Origin of the sequence: Massilia sp. CCM 8734, assembly GCF_011682155.1 — a bacterium.
In the GTDB taxonomy this organism is placed as follows: Bacteria; Pseudomonadota; Gammaproteobacteria; order Burkholderiales; family Burkholderiaceae_D; genus Telluria_A; species Telluria_A rubra.
Genome location: NZ_WHJI01000035.1, coordinates 35,202 through 55,397, shown reverse-complemented (window position 1 = coordinate 55,397; position 20,196 = coordinate 35,202). Strand labels below are relative to the sequence as shown.

The 20,196-nt window shown below is 63.7% G+C and carries 16 protein-coding genes; 7 read left to right on the top strand and 9 right to left on the bottom strand.

The window, feature by feature from the left end:
• The first annotated feature begins 37 nt into the window (after window positions 1-37).
• Window positions 38-2,620 carry an ATP-dependent chaperone ClpB gene (gene clpB, locus F2P46_RS26140; RefSeq protein WP_166895765.1) on the top strand — a complete coding sequence of 861 codons (2,583 nt, stop codon included), beginning with the start codon at window positions 38-40 and terminating at the stop codon, window positions 2,618-2,620.
• 119 nt (window positions 2,621-2,739) lie between these two features.
• Here clpB and F2P46_RS26135 read toward each other — a convergent pair whose 3' ends face one another.
• From F2P46_RS26135 to F2P46_RS26125, 3 genes are all read right to left on the bottom strand, one after another.
• Window positions 2,740-3,786: an NF038122 family metalloprotease gene (locus F2P46_RS26135; protein WP_166895763.1), complete on the bottom strand. Its 1,047-nt coding sequence runs from the start codon at window positions 3,784-3,786 to the stop codon at window positions 2,740-2,742.
• A gap of 309 nt (window positions 3,787-4,095) precedes the next feature.
• On the bottom strand, window positions 4,096-5,910 hold the full coding sequence (locus F2P46_RS26130) for a response regulator (RefSeq protein ID WP_166895761.1): 1,815 nt from the start codon (window positions 5,908-5,910) through the stop codon (window positions 4,096-4,098).
• Between the two features lie 342 nt (window positions 5,911-6,252).
• On the bottom strand, window positions 6,253-8,667 hold the full coding sequence (locus tag F2P46_RS26125) for a catalase (protein WP_166895759.1): 2,415 nt from the start codon (window positions 8,665-8,667) through the stop codon (window positions 6,253-6,255).
• Window positions 8,668-8,825: 158 nt separating this feature from the next.
• Here F2P46_RS26125 and F2P46_RS26120 point away from each other — a divergent pair, with 158 nt between their 5' ends.
• The 3 genes from F2P46_RS26120 to F2P46_RS26110 are packed head-to-tail and all read left to right on the top strand — an operon-like array spanning window position 8,826 to window position 10,935.
• Window positions 8,826-9,800, top strand: a complete 975-nt coding sequence (locus tag F2P46_RS26120; protein ID WP_166895757.1) for a questin oxidase family protein — start codon at window positions 8,826-8,828, stop codon at window positions 9,798-9,800.
• Between the two features lie 14 nt (window positions 9,801-9,814).
• Window positions 9,815-10,372: a hypothetical protein gene (locus F2P46_RS26115; RefSeq protein ID WP_166895755.1), complete on the top strand. Its 558-nt coding sequence runs from the start codon at window positions 9,815-9,817 to the stop codon at window positions 10,370-10,372.
• Window positions 10,373-10,386: 14 nt separating this feature from the next.
• Window positions 10,387-10,935, top strand: a complete 549-nt coding sequence (locus F2P46_RS26110) for a hypothetical protein (RefSeq protein WP_166895753.1) — start codon at window positions 10,387-10,389, stop codon at window positions 10,933-10,935.
• On the opposite strand, the gene F2P46_RS26105 is transcribed toward F2P46_RS26110, so the two are convergent.
• Window positions 10,922-11,059 carry a hypothetical protein gene (locus F2P46_RS26105; protein ID WP_166895751.1) on the bottom strand — a complete coding sequence of 46 codons (138 nt, stop codon included), beginning with the start codon at window positions 11,057-11,059 and terminating at the stop codon, window positions 10,922-10,924. The two genes, F2P46_RS26110 and F2P46_RS26105, sit on opposite strands and share 14 nt — an antisense overlap.
• Window positions 11,056-11,847 carry a helix-turn-helix transcriptional regulator gene (locus tag F2P46_RS26100; protein ID WP_368737960.1) on the bottom strand — a complete coding sequence of 264 codons (792 nt, stop codon included), beginning with the start codon at window positions 11,845-11,847 and terminating at the stop codon, window positions 11,056-11,058. The genes F2P46_RS26105 and F2P46_RS26100 overlap by 4 nt, the downstream gene beginning before the upstream one ends.
• A gap of 109 nt (window positions 11,848-11,956) precedes the next feature.
• Between F2P46_RS26100 and F2P46_RS26095 the strand changes: the two genes are divergently transcribed.
• Window positions 11,957-13,165, top strand: a complete 1,209-nt coding sequence (locus tag F2P46_RS26095; RefSeq protein WP_166895749.1) for an MFS transporter — start codon at window positions 11,957-11,959, stop codon at window positions 13,163-13,165.
• A gap of 12 nt (window positions 13,166-13,177) precedes the next feature.
• Here the strand turns inward: F2P46_RS26095 and F2P46_RS26090 are convergent, their stop codons facing one another.
• The gene (locus F2P46_RS26090) at window positions 13,178-13,909 is read right to left on the bottom strand and encodes a hypothetical protein (RefSeq protein ID WP_166895747.1); all 732 of its coding nucleotides are present in this window, start codon (window positions 13,907-13,909) and stop codon (window positions 13,178-13,180) included.
• A 232-nt stretch (window positions 13,910-14,141) separates the two neighbouring features.
• Here F2P46_RS26090 and rraA point away from each other — a divergent pair, with 232 nt between their 5' ends.
• On the top strand, window positions 14,142-14,636 hold the full coding sequence (gene rraA, locus F2P46_RS26085; protein WP_166895745.1) for a ribonuclease E activity regulator RraA: 495 nt from the start codon (window positions 14,142-14,144) through the stop codon (window positions 14,634-14,636).
• Between the two features lie 92 nt (window positions 14,637-14,728).
• Here rraA and F2P46_RS26080 read toward each other — a convergent pair whose 3' ends face one another.
• The 3 genes from F2P46_RS26080 to F2P46_RS26070 form a co-directional block, all read right to left on the bottom strand.
• Complete coding sequence (locus tag F2P46_RS26080; protein WP_166895743.1) at window positions 14,729-15,319, bottom strand: hypothetical protein; 591 nt, start codon at window positions 15,317-15,319, stop codon at window positions 14,729-14,731.
• Window positions 15,320-15,340: 21 nt separating this feature from the next.
• On the bottom strand, window positions 15,341-16,417 hold the full coding sequence (locus F2P46_RS26075; protein WP_166895741.1) for a cache and HAMP domain-containing protein: 1,077 nt from the start codon (window positions 16,415-16,417) through the stop codon (window positions 15,341-15,343).
• 403 nt (window positions 16,418-16,820) lie between these two features.
• Entirely contained in the window at window positions 16,821-17,897 is a 1,077-nt protein-coding gene (locus F2P46_RS26070; RefSeq protein ID WP_166895739.1) for a cache and HAMP domain-containing protein, read from the bottom strand.
• Between the two features lie 668 nt (window positions 17,898-18,565).
• Here F2P46_RS26070 and aceA point away from each other — a divergent pair.
• Window positions 18,566-19,864 (top strand): isocitrate lyase, encoded by a 1,299-nt coding sequence (aceA, locus tag F2P46_RS26065; RefSeq protein WP_099877013.1) that lies wholly within the window; start codon window positions 18,566-18,568, stop codon window positions 19,862-19,864.
• Window positions 19,865-20,196 lie beyond the last annotated feature (332 nt).

The following is a 20,196-nucleotide window of genomic DNA, read 5'->3' as shown; positions in this document are numbered from 1 at the left end:
CAATCAAGTTAATCGCACTTTTACGTGGAGCTCGACCATGCGCCAAGACAAAATGACCACCAAACTGCAGGAAGCGCTGTCCGATGCGCAAAGCCTCGCGGTGGGCAATGACAATCAGTATATCGAACCGGTCCACCTGCTGTCGGCCCTGTTGAACCAGGATGATGGCGCGGCGCGCTCGCTGCTGCAGCGCGCCGGCGTGAACGTGGGCAGCCTGACCACGGCCCTGCGCAGTTCCCTGGAGCGCCTGCCGAAGGTGTCCGGCAATGGCGGCCAGGTGCAGGCCGGGCGCGAGTTCGTCGGCGTCCTCAATCTGGCCGACAAGGAAGCGCAAAAACGCGGCGACCAGTTCCTCTCGAGCGAAATGGTGTTGCTGGCGCTGACCGAAGACAAGTCCGACGCCGGCACCCTGGCGCGCGAAAACGGGCTGACCCGCAAAGCGCTCGAGACGGCGGTCCAGGCCGTGCGCGGCGGCGAAGGCGTGAAATCGGCCGACGCCGAAGGCCAACGCGAATCGCTCAAAAAATACACGCTCGACCTGACCGAGCGCGCCCGCCTGGGCAAACTCGATCCGGTGATCGGGCGCGATGACGAAATCCGGCGCGCGATCCAGGTGCTGCAACGGCGCACCAAGAACAACCCGGTGCTGATCGGCGAGCCTGGCGTGGGCAAGACCGCCATCGTCGAAGGCCTGGCGCAGCGCATCATCAACGGCGAGGTACCCGATTCGCTCAAGGGCAAGCGCGTGCTCTCGCTCGACATGGCGGCCCTGCTGGCCGGCGCCAAGTTCCGTGGCGAGTTCGAGGAGCGCCTCAAGTCGGTGCTCAAGGAACTGGCGCAGGATGAAGGCCAGACCATCGTCTTCATCGACGAGATGCACACCATGGTCGGCGCCGGCAAGGCCGAAGGCGCCATGGATGCGGGCAATATGCTCAAGCCCGCCCTGGCGCGCGGCGAACTCCATTGCGTCGGCGCCACCACGCTCGACGAGTACCGCAAGTACATCGAGAAGGACGCCGCGCTCGAGCGCCGCTTCCAGAAGATCCTGGTGGACGAGCCGAGCGTGGAGGCGACCATCGCCATCCTGCGCGGCCTGCAGGACAAATACGAGCTGCATCACAAGGTGGACATCACCGACGCCGCCATCATCGCGGCGGCCGAACTGTCGCACCGCTACATCACCGACCGCTTCCTGCCCGACAAGGCGATCGACCTGATCGACGAAGCGGCGTCGAAAATCAAGATCGAGATCGATTCCAAGCCGGAGGTGATGGACAAGCTGGAACGGCGCATCATCCAGCTCAAGATCGAACGCGAAGCGGTCAAGAAGGAAAAGGACGAGGCCTCGCGCAAGCGCCTCGACCTGATCGGCGACGAGATCGCGCGCCTGGAACGCGAGTACAACGACTTCGAAGAAATCCTCAAGTCCGAAAAGGCGATCGTGCAGGGCACCACGCACATCAAGGAAGAAATCGAGCGCGTGCGCCTGCAGATGGAAGAAGCGACCAGGAGCAGCAACTGGCAGAAGGTGTCGGAACTCCAGTACGGCAAGCTGCCCGAACTCGAAGCGCAACTCAAGCACGCCGAAGCCGACACCAGCAAGGCCGCCGAAGGCGCCAAGCCGAAGCTGCTGCGCACCCAGGTCGGGGCCGAAGAAATCGCCGAAGTGGTTTCGCGCGCGACCGGCATTCCGGTCTCGCGCATGATGCAGGGCGAGCGCGACAAGCTGCTGCACATCGAAGAGAAGCTGCACGAGCGCGTGGTGGGGCAGGACGAGGCGATCGTCGCCGTGTCCGACGCGATCAGGCGTTCGCGCGCGGGCCTGTCGGACCCGAACCGCCCGTACGGCTCCTTCATGTTCCTCGGCCCCACGGGCGTCGGCAAGACCGAGTTGTGCAAGGCGCTGGCCGGCTTTTTGTTCGACACCGAGGAATCGATGATCCGCATCGACATGAGCGAATTCATGGAGAAGCATTCGGTGGCCCGCCTGATTGGCGCACCGCCGGGCTATGTGGGCTACGACGAAGGCGGCTACCTGACCGAGGCGGTGCGGCGCAAACCGTACAGCGTGATCCTGCTCGATGAAGTCGAGAAGGCGCACAGCGATGTCTTCAACGTGCTGCTGCAGGTACTCGACGACGGCCGCATGACCGACGGCCAGGGACGCACGGTGGACTTCAAGAACACGGTGATCGTGATGACCTCGAACCTGGGTTCGCACAAGATCCAGTCGATGGACAGCGACGATCCGGGCGTGGTCAAGCTGGCGGTGATGGCCGAGGTGCGCTCGCACTTCCGGCCGGAGTTCATCAACCGGATCGACGAGATCGTGGTGTTCCATGCGCTCGACGAGAAGAACATCGGCACCATCGCCAAGATCCAGCTCAAGCACCTGGAACAGCGCCTGGCGAAGATGGAGATGACGCTCGACGTGTCGGAAGAGGCCTTGCAGAAGATCGCGGAGGCGGGCTACGACCCGGTGTATGGCGCGCGCCCGCTCAAGCGCGCCATCCAGCAGCAGATCGAAAATCCGCTGTCGAAGCTAATCTTGTCGGGACGCTTCGGACCCAAGGACACCATTCCGGTGCGGGTCAAGGGCGGTAGCTTGAGCTTCGAGTAGTCGGTTTAGCGCGGGCAGGATCTAACTAATGATTTTGCCCCTAAACTTCGCTCCGTCATTCCCGCCTGCGCGGGAATGACGGAGCTTAGGTTAGCGATATTCTGCCTGCGTCAGTTGGTTCAACGCTTGCGGCGCACGCCGACCAGGCCAGCCAGGCCAAGCATGAAGAGCGCAATCGCGCCCGGCTCGGGAACCACGTTCCAGCCGATCACGTCAAAATACTGCACGTCCAGCGGCGACAGGCCGAGCTTTTCGCCACGGCCGGCGGTCGGGTCGAGCAGGCCCAGATGCAGGTCATCCTCCCAGTGGCTCGCTTGCTGGCCATCGCCGTAGGTCGAGCCGGTGGAGAAGGTCGCCAGGGTGGTCTGGCATTTATCGAGCGAGAAGAACTTGGTGCGCGTGTCGGCCGACCAGTCCAGGTCCGCCGCTTTCTTTTTGCTGTGCGCCGAGCAGCGATACAGGTCGCCCGGGGCGATGTAGCTGAACTCCGAGTCGGCATAGTCGCCGTCGCGGTTGTAGTCGAGGACGTCGACGCCGCTGATGAAGCCGAGCGCGTGGCCGATTTCGTGTGCGGCTACGCCGATGAAGTCATAGGCCTTGCCGTCGACGCCATTGTCCGGATCGAAGTCCCAGTCGAACAGGCTGCTGAAATTGATCTCGCCGTCGGAGACGTCGTCCTTGGCGCCGGCCAGGCCGACCGCGCGCGCGTTGGCGCGGGTCATGCGGATGCTGTTGTTGTTGTCGTCGCAGTTATCGTCCAGGAAGGGCGTGGCGCTGCCGATGCCCGACGGGTTGGTGCCGGTGCCGTTCATGATCACATTCAGGCAACTGGCGGTCGACAGGTTCGACACGGCTTTCTTGTCGCTGATGCTCCAGGAATCCTTGGCGAGCGCGTTGCGGTAAGCGTCGTAGCTGAACAGTTCCTGGGTCGATCCGGTCGAGCCGAGCACGCCCGGTTCAAGTGCCAGGAAGCCGATGTTCAGGTTCACCTGCACGTTATCCTGCAACACATTGGTCCAGCGCGCGGCGGCCGCCTGGAAGCCGGCCAGCGCCAGCGGATCCATGCCGGGCGCCGGGGTGAAGTTGATGACGAGCGCCTGCGCGGAGCCGGCGTAAGCGCACAGCAGGGCCGGCGCGATTTTCAGTAGACGTTTGAGGTTTTTCATTTCCGCTTTTCAAGGTGTCGCTGATTGGAATCAGACTATGATTATATTTTTAACCATGCTTGGTGCAATGTGGCATTGCCCGCATGGCGTACTCGTCAAAGCGTATTTTTAAAGCAAGTTTCGCGCCTGAAACTTAAGCCTTTGTTACTAAACATTAAATTTTGAACGAGGGCGGATTTGACAGTTGGAGTGTAAAGATATCCGACAGCGCCGGCGTGGGCGCGCGTATCGTGGCTGGAAAGAAAAAACCGCCATGCCTGCGTGTGCAGGGATGGCGGTCAGTGTGGAGAGAAGCGGACGGCGTGCGCGTCAGGCGCGGCCTTCACGCATGAAGCGCTGGATGTGATCGAGCATGACGGCGTCCGAATACGGCTTGCCGAGCAGGACATCGACACCGGCTTCGGCGGCCTTGACCTGGTAGGTTTCTTCGGCGCTGATCATGATCACGGGAATGTGCGCCGTTAGCGGGTTCTGGCGCACGTGCCTGGTCAGCTCGAAACCATTCATGCCGGGCATTTCGACGTCGGTGATGAGTACGTCGGGCATGCGTTCGGCGATCTGCTTCATCGCGTCGAGGCCGTCTTCCGCCATCGCTACCTGGAACTGATTGTTGACCAGCAAGCGGTTGGTTTTCACCCGGACCACTTTGGAATCGTCGGCGATCATGACGACGGTGTCGGTTGCGACCTTGGCCTGGTGGACGCGTGCGGGGGTGGCGGGAGCCGCCACCGGGGCCGGGGCCGCGACAGTGGGGGCGCTGTCCGCAGCCGCCAAGCGTGCCGCCGTTTCGGCGGCGATGCGTTCGGCTTCGGCGCGTGCCGCTTGTTCGGCGGCGACACGTTCAGCTTCGACACGTGCCGCTTGTTCCGCCGCGACACGTTCAGCTTCCACACGCGCAGCTTCTTGCACCGCAACGCGTTCGGCTTCAAGCCGGGCGGCCTGTTCGGCGGCAAGGCGTTCGGCTTCCCGGCGGGCGGCTGCATCAGCGGCGACACGTTCAGCTTCCGCTTGCGCGGCGGCGACACGTGCGGCTTCTTCCGCAGCTGCCTGTTCGGCCTGCAGGCGTGCAGCCTCGGCTTCGGCGCGCCGTTGTTCTTCCACGCGCGCCGCTTCTTGCGCAGCCAGGCGGTCCGCTTCGATCCGCTCGGCTTCGGCCGCCGCCAGGCGCTCGGCTTCGCGCCGCGCCGCCTCTTCGGCGGCGATGCGGTCCGCTTCGCGCTGGGCCGCTTCGATGGCGGCGATGCGCTCCGCTTCCTGCTGCGCGGCCAGTTCATCGGCAAGACGCTTCGCTTCAGCCTGCGCCGCTTGCTCGTCGGCGATGCGCTGTGCTTCCAGCTGCGCTGCCAGCTCGTCGGCCAGGCGCTTCGCTTCCAGTTGGGCGGCCTGCTCGTCGGCCAGGCGCGCCGCTTCCAGTTGCGCCGCTTGCTCTTCGGCGATGCGCTTCGCGTCGGCTTGCGCGGCTTGCTCATCGGCCAGGCGCGCCGCTTCCAGCTGCTCTGCCTGTTCGTCGGCGAGGCGTTGCGCGTCTTGCCGCGCAGCTTGCTCGGCGGCCAGACGCTCCGCTTCCATGCGGGCAATATTGATCGCGGCGATGCGTTCCGCTTCCACGCGAACGGCTGCGTCGAAGGCCATGCGCGCCGCTTCGACCCGCGCCGCTTCCTCGGCTGCAAGGCGTTCTTCTTCGATGCGGGCCGCTTCCACGGCGGCCAGGCGTTCGGCTTCCAGGCGCTCGGCCTCGGCAAGCGCCAGGCGTTCGGCTTCCAGCCGCGCCGCTTCCTCGGCGGCGGCGACGCGTTCGGCCTCGCGGCGGGCTGCCTCGCGCACCTCTTCCAGGCGCGCTTCTTCGGCGGCAGCCAGGCGCTCTTCTTCCAGGCGCGCTTGTTCCAGCGCCAACAGGCGGTTCTGTTCGTCCTGGGCGCGCGCTTCGGCGACCAAGCGGGCCTCTTCGACACGCGCGGCTTCCTCGGCGGCTTCCTTCTCGGCCTGGATGCGCGCGAAGCTCTTTGCTTGCTCGTTAACATCGAGCATGCTCGGTTCATCGCGTTGCTGGAGCTCCTTGATTTCGCGCTCGCGCAACTTGTAGATCACTACGCGGTACGCCACGTAGAGTAACAAAATGATCAAAACGCCTATGCCGACATTGGTTTCGTAACTTGAAGTAAACACGCGAACAGCTCTCCGTCGTTACCTTTTTTCAAGGCAATGGGTTAATAAAAGGCGATCTTGGTTCTAGGCAATAATGATACACCGGCGCGGGGGAGAACACGATGGATGGTTGTGGGCAATTCACGTCGGCTTGTGTCACGACAGATCGCAAGCGATTGAGGAAACTCGAGATTTAGTATCGCTTTATGCTACTTTTTCGGCATTTATGCACTGGCCTGGCAGGAAACGGCAGATCCCGACACTATTTTGCGCTGCACAAAAAAAGCCGGCGCATGCCGGCTTTACCACACACGCCGTCGCTTACACGGTCGGCGGATCGGTTTCGCGCTCGAATGTGCGGTGCCGCGCGAGCGCCAGCTTGAACTGCGCCAGCGCCAGCGTGGCGAGGGTGGCGTCCAGCCTGACGATGCCGGGGTCGTCGCAGCCGTCCGGCAGCGTCAAAGGAATGGTGGCGCTGGCGAGCAGGTCGGCGCCCTTGCCGAGGGCCAGGATCGGCTTGCCGTGGCGGTATTGCTCGCGCACAAAGTCGAGCACGCGCCCGTCGCGCGCCAGTGCGAGGACGGCATCGTCGCCGCCGCTCGCGACCATCGCGTCGTACACCACCGAGGGCGTGACGTCGAAGGTGGTTTCGACATGCAGCGGCTGGCCGTCCTGCGAGCTGACCTGTCCCAGCCGCTGGCCCACCAGGCGCGGCACGGCGCCCGCATCGAGCAAGGCCGCATAGATCGCGCGCACGGTCGCCCCGTCGGCGCCCGGCGCGACCAGGATGGCGACCTGGCGCGTGCGGATGCCGGTCTCGCCCGGCCGGCTGAGCAGGGACAGGGCGGGCGAGGGCGGGTAGACCGGCAGCGGCAAGCTGGTGGCCAGTGGCAGCGGCGGCGGCACCGCGATGCCGAGGCCGCACGCGACGGCGTGCGCCAGGGTCGCGTCCACATTGACCAGCCCGGCCACCATGCGGACCCGGATCGCCAGCGTTTCCACGCGCGTCAGTTCGAAGCGGAAGGCGTCGATGATGTGGGCTTTTTCGGGCGCGCTCTGGCTGATCCAGAACAGGCGCGCTTGCGAATAGTGGTCGGCGAACAGTTCCGGTTTGCCGCGCACTTTGTTGCCGATCACGGGCTCGGGCACGCTGACGAAACCGGCGCGGCCCACCTGGAACGGGCAACCGCCGGCCAGCGAGTTGGGCTCGTAGTTGACCCGGCCGCGGTTGATGGACTGCCGGTGGAAACCCTCGCGCTGGTTGTTGTGCACCTCGGCCAGTGGCGAGTTGATGGGGATTTCGTGGAAATTGGGACCGCCCAGGCGCGTGATCTGGGTATCCGGGTAGGAATGGTTGCGGCCCTGCAAGATCGGATCATTGGTGAAATCGATGCCGGGTACAATGTGCTGCGTGCAAAAGGCCACTTGTTCGGTCTCGGCAAAGAAATTGTCCGGGTTGCGGTTCAGGACCAATTTTCCGACCGGGAACACCGGGATCAGTTCTTCCGGAATCAGCTTGGTCGGATCGAGAATGTCGAAGGGGAAGCTCTCGGCCTGCGTTTCGGTGAATACTTGCAGGCCCAGCTCGTACTCGGGGAAGTTGCCCGCTTCGATGGCTTGCCACAGGTCGCGCCGGTGGAAGTCGGTGTCGAGCCCGCGCAGCTTGAACGCTTCGTCCCACACCAGCGAGTGGGTGCCCTGCAGCGGGGTCCAGTGGAATTTGCACAGGCGCACCTCGCCGCTGGTGTTGATCAGCTTGAAGGTGTGCACGCCGAAACCTTGCATCATGCGGTAGCTGCGCGGAATGGCGCGGTCGGACATGATCCACATCAGCATGTGGGTGATTTCGGGGCTGAGCGAGGCAAAATCCCAGAAGCTGTCGTGCGCGCTGGACGCTTGCGGCATGCCGTGGTGCGGCTCCGGCTTGAGCGCGTGGGCGACGTCGGGAAACTTCATCGGGTCCTGGATGAAGAACACCGGGATATTGTTGGCGACCAGGTCCCAGTTGCCTTCGTCCGTGTAGAACTTGACCGCAAAGCCGCGCACGTCGCGCGCCGTGTCGGGCGAGCCGCGCTCGCCGGTGGCGGTGGAAAAGCGCACGAACGCCGGGGTGCGCTTGCCGGCGTAGGCGAAGGGGGCGGCGCGGGTCAGCTGGCCCAGGTCCTGGTAGGATTCGAAGTAGCCATGGGCGGCCGAACCGCGCGCGTGCACGACGCGCTCCGGGATGCGCTCGTGGTCGAAATGCGTGATTTTTTCGCGCATGACGAAGTCTTCCAGCGCGATCGGTCCGCGCAGGCCGATCTTGAGCGAGTCCTGGTTGCTGGCAACAGGAATGCCCTGGTTAGTGGTCAGGCGTTGTTCGGTATCGTCGGCGCGCACGCGGTCCAGCGAACTGTTGAGCGCGTTGACGCCCAGGTGCGCAGTGCCGTCCCCGACCTTGGGCGAGGCGATGTTTTCGGTGCTGGTGCTGGCCGTGGCCAGCGGGGTCGACGCCGCATAGGCTTCGCCGGTATGCGGCGTTAATGCTTGGTCGCCATATTCGAGCGGCTTGGTGGCGTTGAAGGGCCGCTCGTCGGCCAGGTCGGCTTCGCCGCCGGCCTTTTCCAGCAGGCGCTCGGCGATCGGGTTGGTGGTGCCCAGGCTGCCGGGCAAGGTCGGGTCCGAGGGACCCGCGACGGTGCTGAGAACGGAACCTGCGCCGTCGGTGGACGGTCCGCTTTTTTTACGTGTGACCATGGATTACCTCTTAGAAAGAGTGGGGCCGGCGCCCCTGGCTTGTCGAGTTTGCATCGCTCAGGCCCCGCGTGCTTGATCACGGACAGGCGATGCGGCGCGGGAGATCAGGGCGCCGCCAGTGCCACCCTGCCGGTGGACGAACAACAGGGAGAAGGTGCATGGAAACTTTGTCGGATACCTGCCGGACCTTGCTCGAACGCAGCAAGCGTTTCGGGCCGCTGTATGGCGACCGGCTCGCCAGTCACTTGCCGATGACGCTCATCGCGCTCGATCGCATGGGCGCGCCGGCGGACAGCATGGCGCGCGCTTTCGACGCCAACGCGCGCCAGTTGCAGGCGCGTGACGCCGAGCTCAGCCCGGTCACGTACGCGGCCGACTGGCTGGGCCAGGGCCGCAATGGCGGCGGGCTGGAACGGTATTTCCAGGCGTGCGCAGGGCGCGACGGGCCGGATGCCGTACTGCGCGACTGGGTGTCGCGCCTGTTGCCGGGCGTGTCGGCGTCGGCTTTTCATTGCCTGATCCGGCTGGCGTACGCGCTTGACGCCGGCGAGCATGACGAAATCTGCGCCGCGCTGGCGTACTGGGTCATGGAATACGCGACCCTCGACTTGCCGCCGGACACGGTCAACGCCACGCCGGCCGCGGTCGCCGCGCGCCTCGCTGCGGCGGTGGCCGGCCATGCACCGTGGGACGGCATCATTATCGACCGCATGCGGCAGGCTGCGCGCCACCCTGGCGTGGCCGGGACGGCGATCCAGCCATCCGGATTGGACCTGCGGCAGGTGGCGCAGTTCGCGCTCGGCGCCTATCATGCGCACGAAGATTTCACGCTCTTGCATACCGTTACGGCATGCCACGCATTCCGGCTGCTGCTGCCGTATGCCGGCGAGCCGCGCCGCGCGCTGCGCTACCTGTGGGAGGCGGTCGTGGTCGCCACCTTGACGGTCGAGCCCGCCGCCGCCACGCCGGCCGCCGCCGCCGTGGGCATAGACTGGCAAGCCTGCCTGGCGCAAGCTGCGCGGGCCACCGATGCGCACGTCGTCAAGCTGTGCTGGTCGGCGTATTGCGAGCACCTGGCCTACGGCGATGCGCGCTATCTCGCGATTGCCGCGCGTAAGCTGGCCGCGCAATGACCAGAAAGGACCATGTGAAACTGAATCACCTGCTGTTGTCGATGCTGGCGCTGATGGGGAACCCTGGTACCTGCCTGGGGCAACAAGACGGACTCCCTGCCGCGCCGGCGTCGGGAAGCGTGGATCTGTCGGCCACGTTCGGGCCGGGGCGGCTCGATGTGGCATTCGCCGCGCCGGGGGCCAAGGCAGCGGTCGCCAGCGTCACGCTGCGGCTCGGCGCGCTCGTGACCACGTTGCCGGCCTGCCTCGTCGAACGCTTGCCATCGCGGCAGATGGCGCAGATCAGCGCCGCACAAGCCTGGAGCCATGAGGAAAGCGGTCCGTCCAGGCTCAGCCTCACCTTTGTCGCTCCCGAGGCAGTCGCGGCGAGCCGGCGCCCGGACCCGGTCGTCATGTTGTTCGACGTGCGGACGGCGAAACTGGCCGACATCCACACCTTTACGATCGATGGGGATGAACACAGTCGCCGTTACGTCAACCTGGACATCGCGGCGATGTGCCCGCCACACGAGCTGGACGCGGTGTTCGATCCGGCGGCCCGGCGCAACATGCGCAAGCTTCCCAAGCAATGAGCAGAAAGAACCACGTGAAACTACACCAACTGCTGTTGCTGGGCGCATTGATGGGAAGCAGCGGCGCCTGCCTCGCTCACGTTGATACCATCGTTAAATTTTCCCCGGATGGAATGATGGACACGATTCCGGACGAGTTCGGGCCGGCTCAGATGAAGGTGGCCTTCGCTCTGCCAGGGGCGAAACACGCCGTCGACGGCGTGACCCTGCAGCTCGGCAGGCACGTGACGACGCTGCCGGCCTGCATCGTGGCGCTCCTGCCGTCACGGCAGATGGCGCAAGTGAGCGCCAGTGCGTCCTGGTACCACGAGGGCATCAGTACGCTGCCGGATTACCTCGACATTCACTTTGCCGCAGCCGGGACAGTCAAGGCGCGCAGGTTACGGACGTATGTCGCCATATTATTCAACTTGCGCACAGCGAAAATAATCAATATCAAAAAGGTCATCGCCGGTCCGGCCGAGGGAGAACAACGTTCTGTCGGCATGGGACTTTTGCAACGATGTTCAGCACAGGAACTTGACGCGGTATTTGATCCGATGCACCGGCTCAACGCGCGATGATGTCGCCCAACAAGTCGCCCAACAAGTCGCCCAACAAGTCGCCCTTGAGCACCATGGTCGAGCGGCCATCTTCGCCCAGCAGGAACAGGCCGCGCCCGTTCGAGTAGAGACGATGCAAGCTCAAGCGGCGCTGTCCACGGCGAAAAATGCCGACGGCGAACTGCCGAAGGTCTTTTTGAACATCGCCGAAAACGCCGACTGGCTGGCGTAACCGAGCTCCCCTGCCACCTGCGAGAGCGGCATGCCGCGCGCGATCAGCGGCGCGGCGTGCGCCAGGCGCACTTGCTGGCGCCAGTGGCCGAAGCGCATGCCCAGCTCGCTTTCGAACAGGCGGGTCAGGGTGCGCTCGGAGGCGCCGACCCGGGCCGCCCACTGGCCCAGGGTCAGCTGGCAGGCGGGGTCGTCGATCAGGGCCGCGCACAGGGCGCCAAGGCGCTTGTCTTGCGGCAGCGGCACCCGCATCGGCCGCGTGGCCGCGCCGGGTAACTCGTCGAGGATCAGTTCGGCCAGCAGCGTTTCGCGCGGACCGGCGCCGGTCTCGCCGAGCGCAACGATCAGTTCGCGCAACAGCGCCGACACCGCCAGCACGCGGCACTCGTCGCCTTCGAACGGGGCGCGCGCGGCCAGGATGCCGAGCGGGCGCAGGCGCGCATCTTCCAGCACATGGACCGAGTGGGTCACTTCCGGCGCCACCCAGATCGCGCGCAGCGGCGGCAGGATCCAGCTTGCGCCGGGCGTGGTCACGCGCAGCACCCCGGACAGGGCGAAGGTCACCTGGCCCCAGGCATGCCGGTGCGGATCGAGCGACTGGGTGATGTCGAGGTCGCGGGCGAGGGCGCGTACCGGCCGCGCCGGGGTCGGCGCCAGATCGGGAGCTTGCCAGCGGGTATGGGTAAGGATGGTCAGGGACACGGTCGGCTCGGGAGGCATTTGGCGGATTTGCGACAAAGTATGGCTTCCTGTCTCAAAACTGTCGATGGCTTTTTGCTTACACTGACATCTGCTCAACTAAGGATGCTTTATGAACACACCCACCCTGCGCGACGATGCGCGTGTCATCGGCCTGGTCAGCCTGGCGCACGGCGTATCGCACTTCTATCACCTGATCCTGGCAGCCTTGTTCCCGTGGCTCAAGCCCGCCTTCGACCTGTCGTACGCCCAGCTGGGGCTGCTGATGACCTTGTTCTTCATGGTCTCCGGCATCGGCCAGGCCCTGTCCGGTTTCGTGGTGGACAAGGTCGGCGCGCGCCGCGTGCTGTTTTGCGGGCTGGCGCTGCTCGGCACAGCGGCCCTGGTGCTGGCGGGCGCGCACAGCTATGTGATGCTGGCGGCCGGGTCGATGCTGGCCGGCCTGGGCAACGCCGTGTTCCATCCGGCCGACTACACCTTGCTGAACCAGCGCGTGAGCCGCGCCCGCATCGCCCACGCCTTTTCGCTGCACGGCATCAGCGGCAACCTGGGCTGGGCTGCCGCGCCGGCGTTTTTGGCCGGCATCGCCGCGCTGGCCGGCTGGCGCATCGCCCTGTTGTCGGCCGCCGCCATTCCCTTCGCCACCTTGGCGCTGCTGTTCTTTCAACGCGCCCACCTGCGCGCCGACCCGGCCCCGCCGCAGGCGGCCGGCACGGCGCAGGACGGCTCGTTCGCCTTCATGAAGTTGCCGGCGGTGTGGATGAGCTTCGGCTTCTTTTTCCTGACCGCTATTGCGCTGGGCGGGATCCAGAGTTTTTCGTCGGCCAGCCTGGTGGCGCTGTACGGCATTTCGCTGGCCTCGGCCACCACCGCCTACACCGCCTACATGCTCGCGTCCGCCGCCGGCATGGTGCTGGGCGGCTTTCTGGCGACGCGCGCCAAGCGCCACGACCGCACCATTGCGCTCGCCTTCGTCTGCGCCGCGCTGATGGCGCTGCTGGTGGGGGCGGCCGTGGTGCCGGGCTGGATGGCGGTGGTGCTGATGGGCGGAATCGGCCTGGCCGCCGGCGTCGCCGGTCCCTCGCGCGACCTGCTCATACGCGCCGCGGCCCCGAAAAACGCGACCGGCCGCGTATTCGGCATCGTGTACTCGGGCCTCGACAGCGGCCTGGCGCTCGGTCCGCTACTGTTCGGCGCCATGATGGACCGGGGTCATCCGGCCTGGGTGTTCGGCTGCATCGCCCTGTTCCAGGTGCTGGCGATCGGCACCGCCCTGACCGTGGGCGGCAGCAGCCGGGCGCCGGCGCTCAAGCAAGCCTGAGCGCCAGGCTACTCAGGTGGCCGGGCACAGGCTGGCCACGCCCAGCAGCGCGTAGCGCACCCGGTACGGCTTGAAACCGAGGATGGTCTTGAAGCGCCGCAGTCCCTCGGAGGCGCCGAACCAGGTGTCGTACATGGCGTAGCGCACGCTGCGCTCGGCGATCAGCATGCTGACGATCTCGACGATCATGAAGTGCATGACGCCATCGTTGTTGCGGTAGCCGAGCAGGCGCGAGAACAGGGCGAAGTTGCCGTAGATACCCAGTTCGCAGTACGCGACCAGCTTGCCCGACGCATCGAGTACGCCGAAATAGCGGAAGTTCTCGCGGTCGGTGTAATGCGCTACCCGGTCCTGGTAGCCGGCTGCCATGGGCCGGCCCTGGCGCTCGGGCATGGACTGGTTGATGGCGTGGATGTCGTCGACATAGCGGTTGCGCTCGATGCGGGTGAACTGGTAGCCGCGCGCCTGGGCGCGCCGCGCGAAGAAACCGCCCCAGTTGCGCTCGCCGATCGAGTCGCGGTACTGCGCGCTTGATGCGAATTGCCCGATGTCGAGCAGGGCCGCGCCGATGGTCTTGTTGCCGATGATGCGGTAGCGCGGATGGCGCCGGGTGAAATGGCGGTAGGTGGCGCCCACGTCGGCGGGCGCGAGCGCCGTGTCGAATTGCAAGTGAGCGAGCGGCAGTTTGACGATCGCGGCGAGAATGTCCCACAGGCGCCGGAGCTGTGACAGCGTGCTGAGCATGCATGCCCCCTTGACGTGAAAGAGGAGCCGATTATGGCGCGCTTCGGGCGCCGCGTCAGCCGCTCCCTGCGCTTCGCTTGTGACACATCACGCGCACCGCGAATGCCTGGTTTTCGCGGGAACCCGAACGCCGTTCGCGTGGTCGTACTTCATGCAGCGGCAGGCGCGCGCAGGGGCGGCGGCGGCAATCGCTTAGAATTGTTCTCATTTCACCTTTTGCGAGCGAGCCGACATGACTTTTGCCACCACCGACCTGTGCGACGACCATCCCGACCTGCTGGAAGAGGGCCGCATGGCCGTGCTGCCGCCGCTGTTCAGGCACTACGGCCAGCACCTGCGCTTTTGCGGCAGCGTGACCACACTAAAAGTATTTGAAGATAACGCCCTGGTGCGCGCCACCCTGGAAGCGCCCGGCAACGGCAATGTGCTGGTAATCGACGGCGGCGCCAGCCTGCGGCGCGCGCTGGTGGGCGGCCAGCTGGCGTTATTGGCGCAAAACAATGGCTGGAGCGGCATCGTGGTCGACGGGTGCGTGCGCGACAGCGAGGAAATCAACGCCTGCGCCATCGGGGTGCGCGCGCTGGGCACGCATCCGCAAAAGAGCAGCAAGCTGGGCGCGGGCGAGCGCAATGTGCGCATCTGCGTCAGCGGGGTGGCGGTGCAGCCGGGCGACTGGTTGTATGCCGATGCCGACGGCATCGTGGTGGCGCAGCGCAAGCTGGCCTGACAGGGAGGGAAGGGCGCGGAAAAGCGGAAAACAGCGGGGAAGGGCGTCGAACCAGCGTGCGCGCGGCGGCCGCAGCCGCCGCGCAGGTATTATCAGAACGCTGGCATGTCGAGCGCCTTGGCGACGTCGACCTTGAACTTGGCGGCCTGGTCCTCGTTGGGGATTTCCTTGGACAGCGCCATGACCACGGCGCGCACATCGGTGGCGCCGTCGAAGTGGTCGGCGCAGACGATTTCGGCCATCGGACCGACATACTTGACCAGGCAACGCTGCAAGGTGGCCTTGATGTCTTGTGTCAGGCCCGGCGTGGCGGCCGGGCGGGCGGCCGAGGCTTCCGCGCGTGGCGCAGCCCCGCCCAGCACGCCAGTGCCCGGCAAGTCGTCCAGGGTGCCGTCAAGGTAGCCCAGCACGATTTCGGTCGGCCAGTCCAGTCCGTCGGCATTGACGACGCCGGCCTTGTCCAGGGTCAGGCGCGCATTTTTCATGGTGCGCATGATCGCCAGGCCGTCGCGGCCGCGGCGACCGCGGCACAGGATGAAGACGATCTTGCCGCCTTGCAGGTGAACCTGGGCCATGCGGTTGTCGTCGCTGATCAGCAACGCAGTCCCACTGACGCGCTGCGAGCAAAAGCCAGCGATCTGGTCGACCACGTCGATAAATGGCATGAATTCCGGTTGTGACATATCAGTATCCTCTCATCGGTATCAAACCTTCTTACGCAGGCGATCCATTGCCAGCTGGATGCTCACGCCGAGGCGATCAATGGCACGGGCCAGCGAACCGATCTCGTCGCCGCGGGCCGTTTGCGGAATGTTGACTTTCAGTTCGCCGTTGCTGAGCTGAACGGCAATCGCGGTCAGATCGTTGATCGGACGGGTCAGGGCCTTGCCGAAGAAAATGGCGACGCCGATGACCAGGAGGACGGCCGCGGCGATCAGGATGCGCGCGTCGCGTTCCATCTTGTGCATGGTGGCGAAGGCTTCATCGTAGTCCTGTTCAATCAGCAAAGTCCAGCCTTGTGGCAATTTACGCATGAAACCCATGACTTTACGGTCTTCGGCGGTATAGGCGACCGGCGCGTCGACGATGCCGGCCACTTTGAGCGCCGGGTAGGCGCTGAAATCTTGCAGCGCGGTACGCACCTTGGACGAGTCGCCGTGGGCGATGACCTTGTTGTTGCCGTCGAGCAGGATCGCGCGGCCAGTGTCGCCGATGCGGATATCGGTCACGATCTTGGAAATATCGGCCAGGTTCATCGACATGGCCAGCACCCCGACCAGGGCGGCGTTGACGTCGCGGATCGGGGTGGCCACGATCAGCGCCGGCTTGCCGGTGGTTTTGCTGATCGCTACCTGGCGGCCGACCGGCTGCCCCTTCATCACGGCCTGGAAGTACGAACGGTCGCCGTAATTGATCGGGGCGCCGCCGTCGTTACGGGCGGTGTTCGAACCATCCGGTGCGATCGTAAACATCAGGAACGACCATTCGTAGGCCTTGCCGGTCGCCTTCAGGATCGGCACCTGGCGCTCGGTCTTCATCGACACCACGTCGGCCAGGCGGCTGGTCTGGCCCATGGCGTGCAGATTGGTCTCGTCCCACGCGTTGATGCCATTGGCAACGGTGTTCATGGTCAGGACCAGGCTTTGCGACACGTTATCGGTCAGTTCGCGCTGCGCCGCCCTTTCGCTGATCAGCCACAGCGTACACAGCGGGATCAATGTGGCTGCGAGCAAGGTAATGAGTACCTTGTGAAAAATATTGAGAGTAAATTTTGAGTTCATACTGCGCCTTCGTAATATAGGTCTGCTTGACGTGGCAGATCGGCCAGCGTATCGGACATCAAGATACCGATTGCTGGGCCGACATTAAAACAAGGTGTCGGACTTTTGTATCTGGCAATCCCGTTCGCTTGGCGCGCAACGGGATCGGACATTCGGAAGTCACTGTTGGAAGGGTTGCACTGTCCGTCATGGAGCGCGCCGCCCTTGTTCAGCGACATCGGAGCGCGATCTTCAGCAGTGTATTAGGGTTGCTCGTAAGCACATTATTATACCGGTCTTTACCAAAAGCATGGGTTTTCGGGCAATTCTCGTTGTATTTCGTGAGAATTACATCGTATTGTGTTTTCGATGCAACAATTTCTTCGCTGAAGATAGAACAGGCGGCAACATGCCGCCGGCTCGTTCAGCTCTTCTTGCGCAGGCGATCCATGGCCAGCTGAATACTGACGCCGAGGCGGTCGATGGCGCGGGCCAGGGCGCCGATTTCGTCGCCGCGTTCGGTCTGCGCGATGGTGACCTGCAATTCACCATTGCTGAGCTGACGGGCGATCGTGGTCAGTTCGTTGATCGGACGGGTCAGGGCCTTGCCGAGGAAAATCGCGACGGCGATCACCAGTACGATGCTGACCGCGATCAGGATGCGCGCCTCTTTTTCCATGCGCTTCATGGTGGCGAACGCTTCGTCGTAGTCTTGTTCAACCAGCAAGGTCCAGCCTTGCGGCAATTTGCGCATGAAACCGATCACCTGGCGGTCTTCCGACGAGTAGACGACAGGGGCCTGGGCCAGGCCGGCCACCTTGAGTGCCGGATAGGCGCTGAAATCCTGCAGCGCGGTACGCACCTTGGAGGAGTCGCCGTGGGCGATGACTTTGTTGCTGGCGTCGAGCAGGATGGCGCGGCCGGTTTCGCCGATGCGGATATCGGTCACGATCTTGGAAATATCGGTCAGGTACATCGACATGGCCAGCACGCCGACCAGGTTGGCGTTGGCGTCCTTGATCGGGGTGGCCAGGATCAGCGCCGGCTTGCCGCTGGTCTTGCCTATGACCACCTGGCGGCCGACCGGCGCGCCCTTGATGACTTGCTGGAAATAGGAGCGGTCGCCGTACGGGGTCAGGGCGCCGCCATCGTTACGGCCGACGTTGGAGCCGTCCGGCGCGATCGTAAACATCAGGTACGACCATTCGTAGGCGGTGCCGGTGACCGACAGGATCGGGTTTTGCAACTCGGCCTTCATGGAAATCATGTCGTCCAGGCTGCTGGCCTGGGTCATGGCGCGCACGTTGGTGCTGTCCCAGGCTTCGATGCCGTCGGCCACGGTATCCATGGTCAGGACCAGGGATTGCGAGACATTCTTCGTCAACTGGCTCTGCGCTGCCTTATTGCTGACCAGCCACAGGGTAATCAGGGGTATCAAGGTCACCGCCAGCAGGGTGATGAGTACTTTGTGGAAGATGTTAAGAGTAAATTTTGAGTTCATGAGGTGCATTCGTAATGTAGGTCTGCTTGACGTGGCAGATCGGCCAGCGTATCGGACATCAAGATACCGGTTGCTGGGCCGACACTAAACAGCGTGCCGGGCTTTTATCTGGCAATCATCCCGCTCCTCGGCGCAAGGGGTTAGGGATGAGGAAATGTTGGCAGGAGTTGCACTGTGCGCCATGGAGTGCGTCGCAATCTGCCTGGAGACGTCATGTGCGTCGGGTGGCAGTGATTAAGGATTGCCTGAGAGCACATTATCCTACGGGGCACCAAGGGAAGCATGGGTTTTCGCGCGATTCCTGTTGTTTTTCGTGAGTATTATACCCCCGTGTGTCTTCTGTGCAACACGCGACGCCCTATTTTGGTGCGCGTGCGGCCGCACCTTGGCGCCGATCAGTATCCTCGCCGCAAAAAAGCTGCCGGATTTCATCAGGCGCGGAGGGTATTTCATAATGCGGAATAGCGTGGTGCGTTTGCACCATCACGCTCTTCCATTTAGAGAAATTCCATCCCGTATCATGAAAAACTAATTTCAAGTTGTTGATTTTTAACGAGTTAAATTTAGTTATATGTCTTATATAAGAGTGTTGTTGCAGCGCGCAAAACGGTCTATCATTTGTTCAAGGCATTTCATTTCTTAACTCGGCTTTCAATTAGGAGAACACCATGGCAACTCGTGAACAGCAAGTAGCAGAACTGCAAAAAGATTGGGACACCAACCCGCGCTGGAAAGGTGTTGTACGTAACTACACCGCAGCGGACGTGGTGCGCCTGCGCGGCTCGCTGAAGATCGAGCACACGCTGGCCAAGCGCGGCGCGGAAAAACTGTGGGACCTGGTGAACAACGAGCCTTTTGTCAACGCCCTCGGCGCCATGACCGGCAACCAGGCCATGCAGCAGGTCAAGGCCGGCTTGAAAGCCATCTATCTGTCCGGCTGGCAAGTTGCCGGCGACGCCAACGTGGCCGGTGAAATGTATCCCGACCAATCGCTGTATCCGGCCAACTCGGTGCCGCTGGTTGTGCGCCGCATCAACAACACCTTCCAGCGCGCCGACCAGATTCAATGGTCCGAAGGCAAGGATGACATCGATTACTTCGCACCGATCATCGCCGATGCCGAAGCCGGTTTCGGCGGCGTGCTCAACGCCTACGAACTGATGAAGTCGATGATCGACGCGGGCGCCGCCGGCGTTCACTTCGAAGATCAGCTGGCATCGGTCAAGAAATGCGGCCACATGGGCGGCAAAGTGCTGGTGCCGACCCGTGAAGCCGTCGAAAAGCTGACCGCCGCGCGCCTGGCGGCCGACGTGATGGGCACCTCGACCCTGGTGATCGCCCGTACCGACGCCGAAGCGGCCGACCTGTTGACGTCCGATGTGGACGACAACGACCGTGAATTCTGCACCGGCGAGCGCACCGTGGAAGGCTTCTATAAAGTCCGTCCGGGCATCGAGCAAGCCATTTCGCGCGCCATTGCCTACGCTCCGTTCGCCGACCTGGTCTGGTGCGAAACCGGCAAGCCGGACCTGGCTTTCGCCAAGCAGTTCGCCGACGCCGTGCACGCCAAGTTCCCTGGCAAGATGCTGGCCTACAACTGCTCGCCATCGTTCAACTGGAAAAAGAACCTGGACGACGCCACCATTGCCAAGTTCCAGAAAGAATTGGGCGCCATGGGTTACAAGTTCCAGTTCATCACCCTGGCCGGCTTCCACGCCCTGAACTACGGCATGTTCAACCTGGCGCACGGCTATGCGCGCCGCCAGATGTCGGCCTTCGTCGAGCTGCAGGAAGCCGAATTCGCCGCCGCCGACAAGGGCTTTACGGCCGTCAAGCACCAGCGCGAAGTCGGTACCGGCTACTTCGACGCCGTCACCCAGACCATCCAGCAAAACCAGAGCTCGACCACCGCGCTGCATGGTTCGACCGAAGATGAACAATTCTTTGACGAAAAGAAAGTAGCCTAAAAGCTATTGATCCGCGGCGCTTCCAAAAGGAGCGCCGCCAGCGCGACGGCCGGCACAGTTGCTCGGACAAGGGCCGTCGCGCGCCCCTGCGGGTGCAAACGCACAGCGCCTTCCCCCTTGTTCGCGGCATGCTCACGGCGCGCGGACAAGGGGGAGGGCGTTGTGCATTTACGCGCTTTTTGCGTCGAATCCCTCTTTATAGGAGATAATGGCGTCTCAGATCCCCCTTTTTTATGGAATTCCCACGTTATGTTGAGCTACCGCCACGCCTTTCACGCGGGTAATCACGCCGACGTCCTGAAGCATTTCGTGCAGATTCAGCTGCATGAATA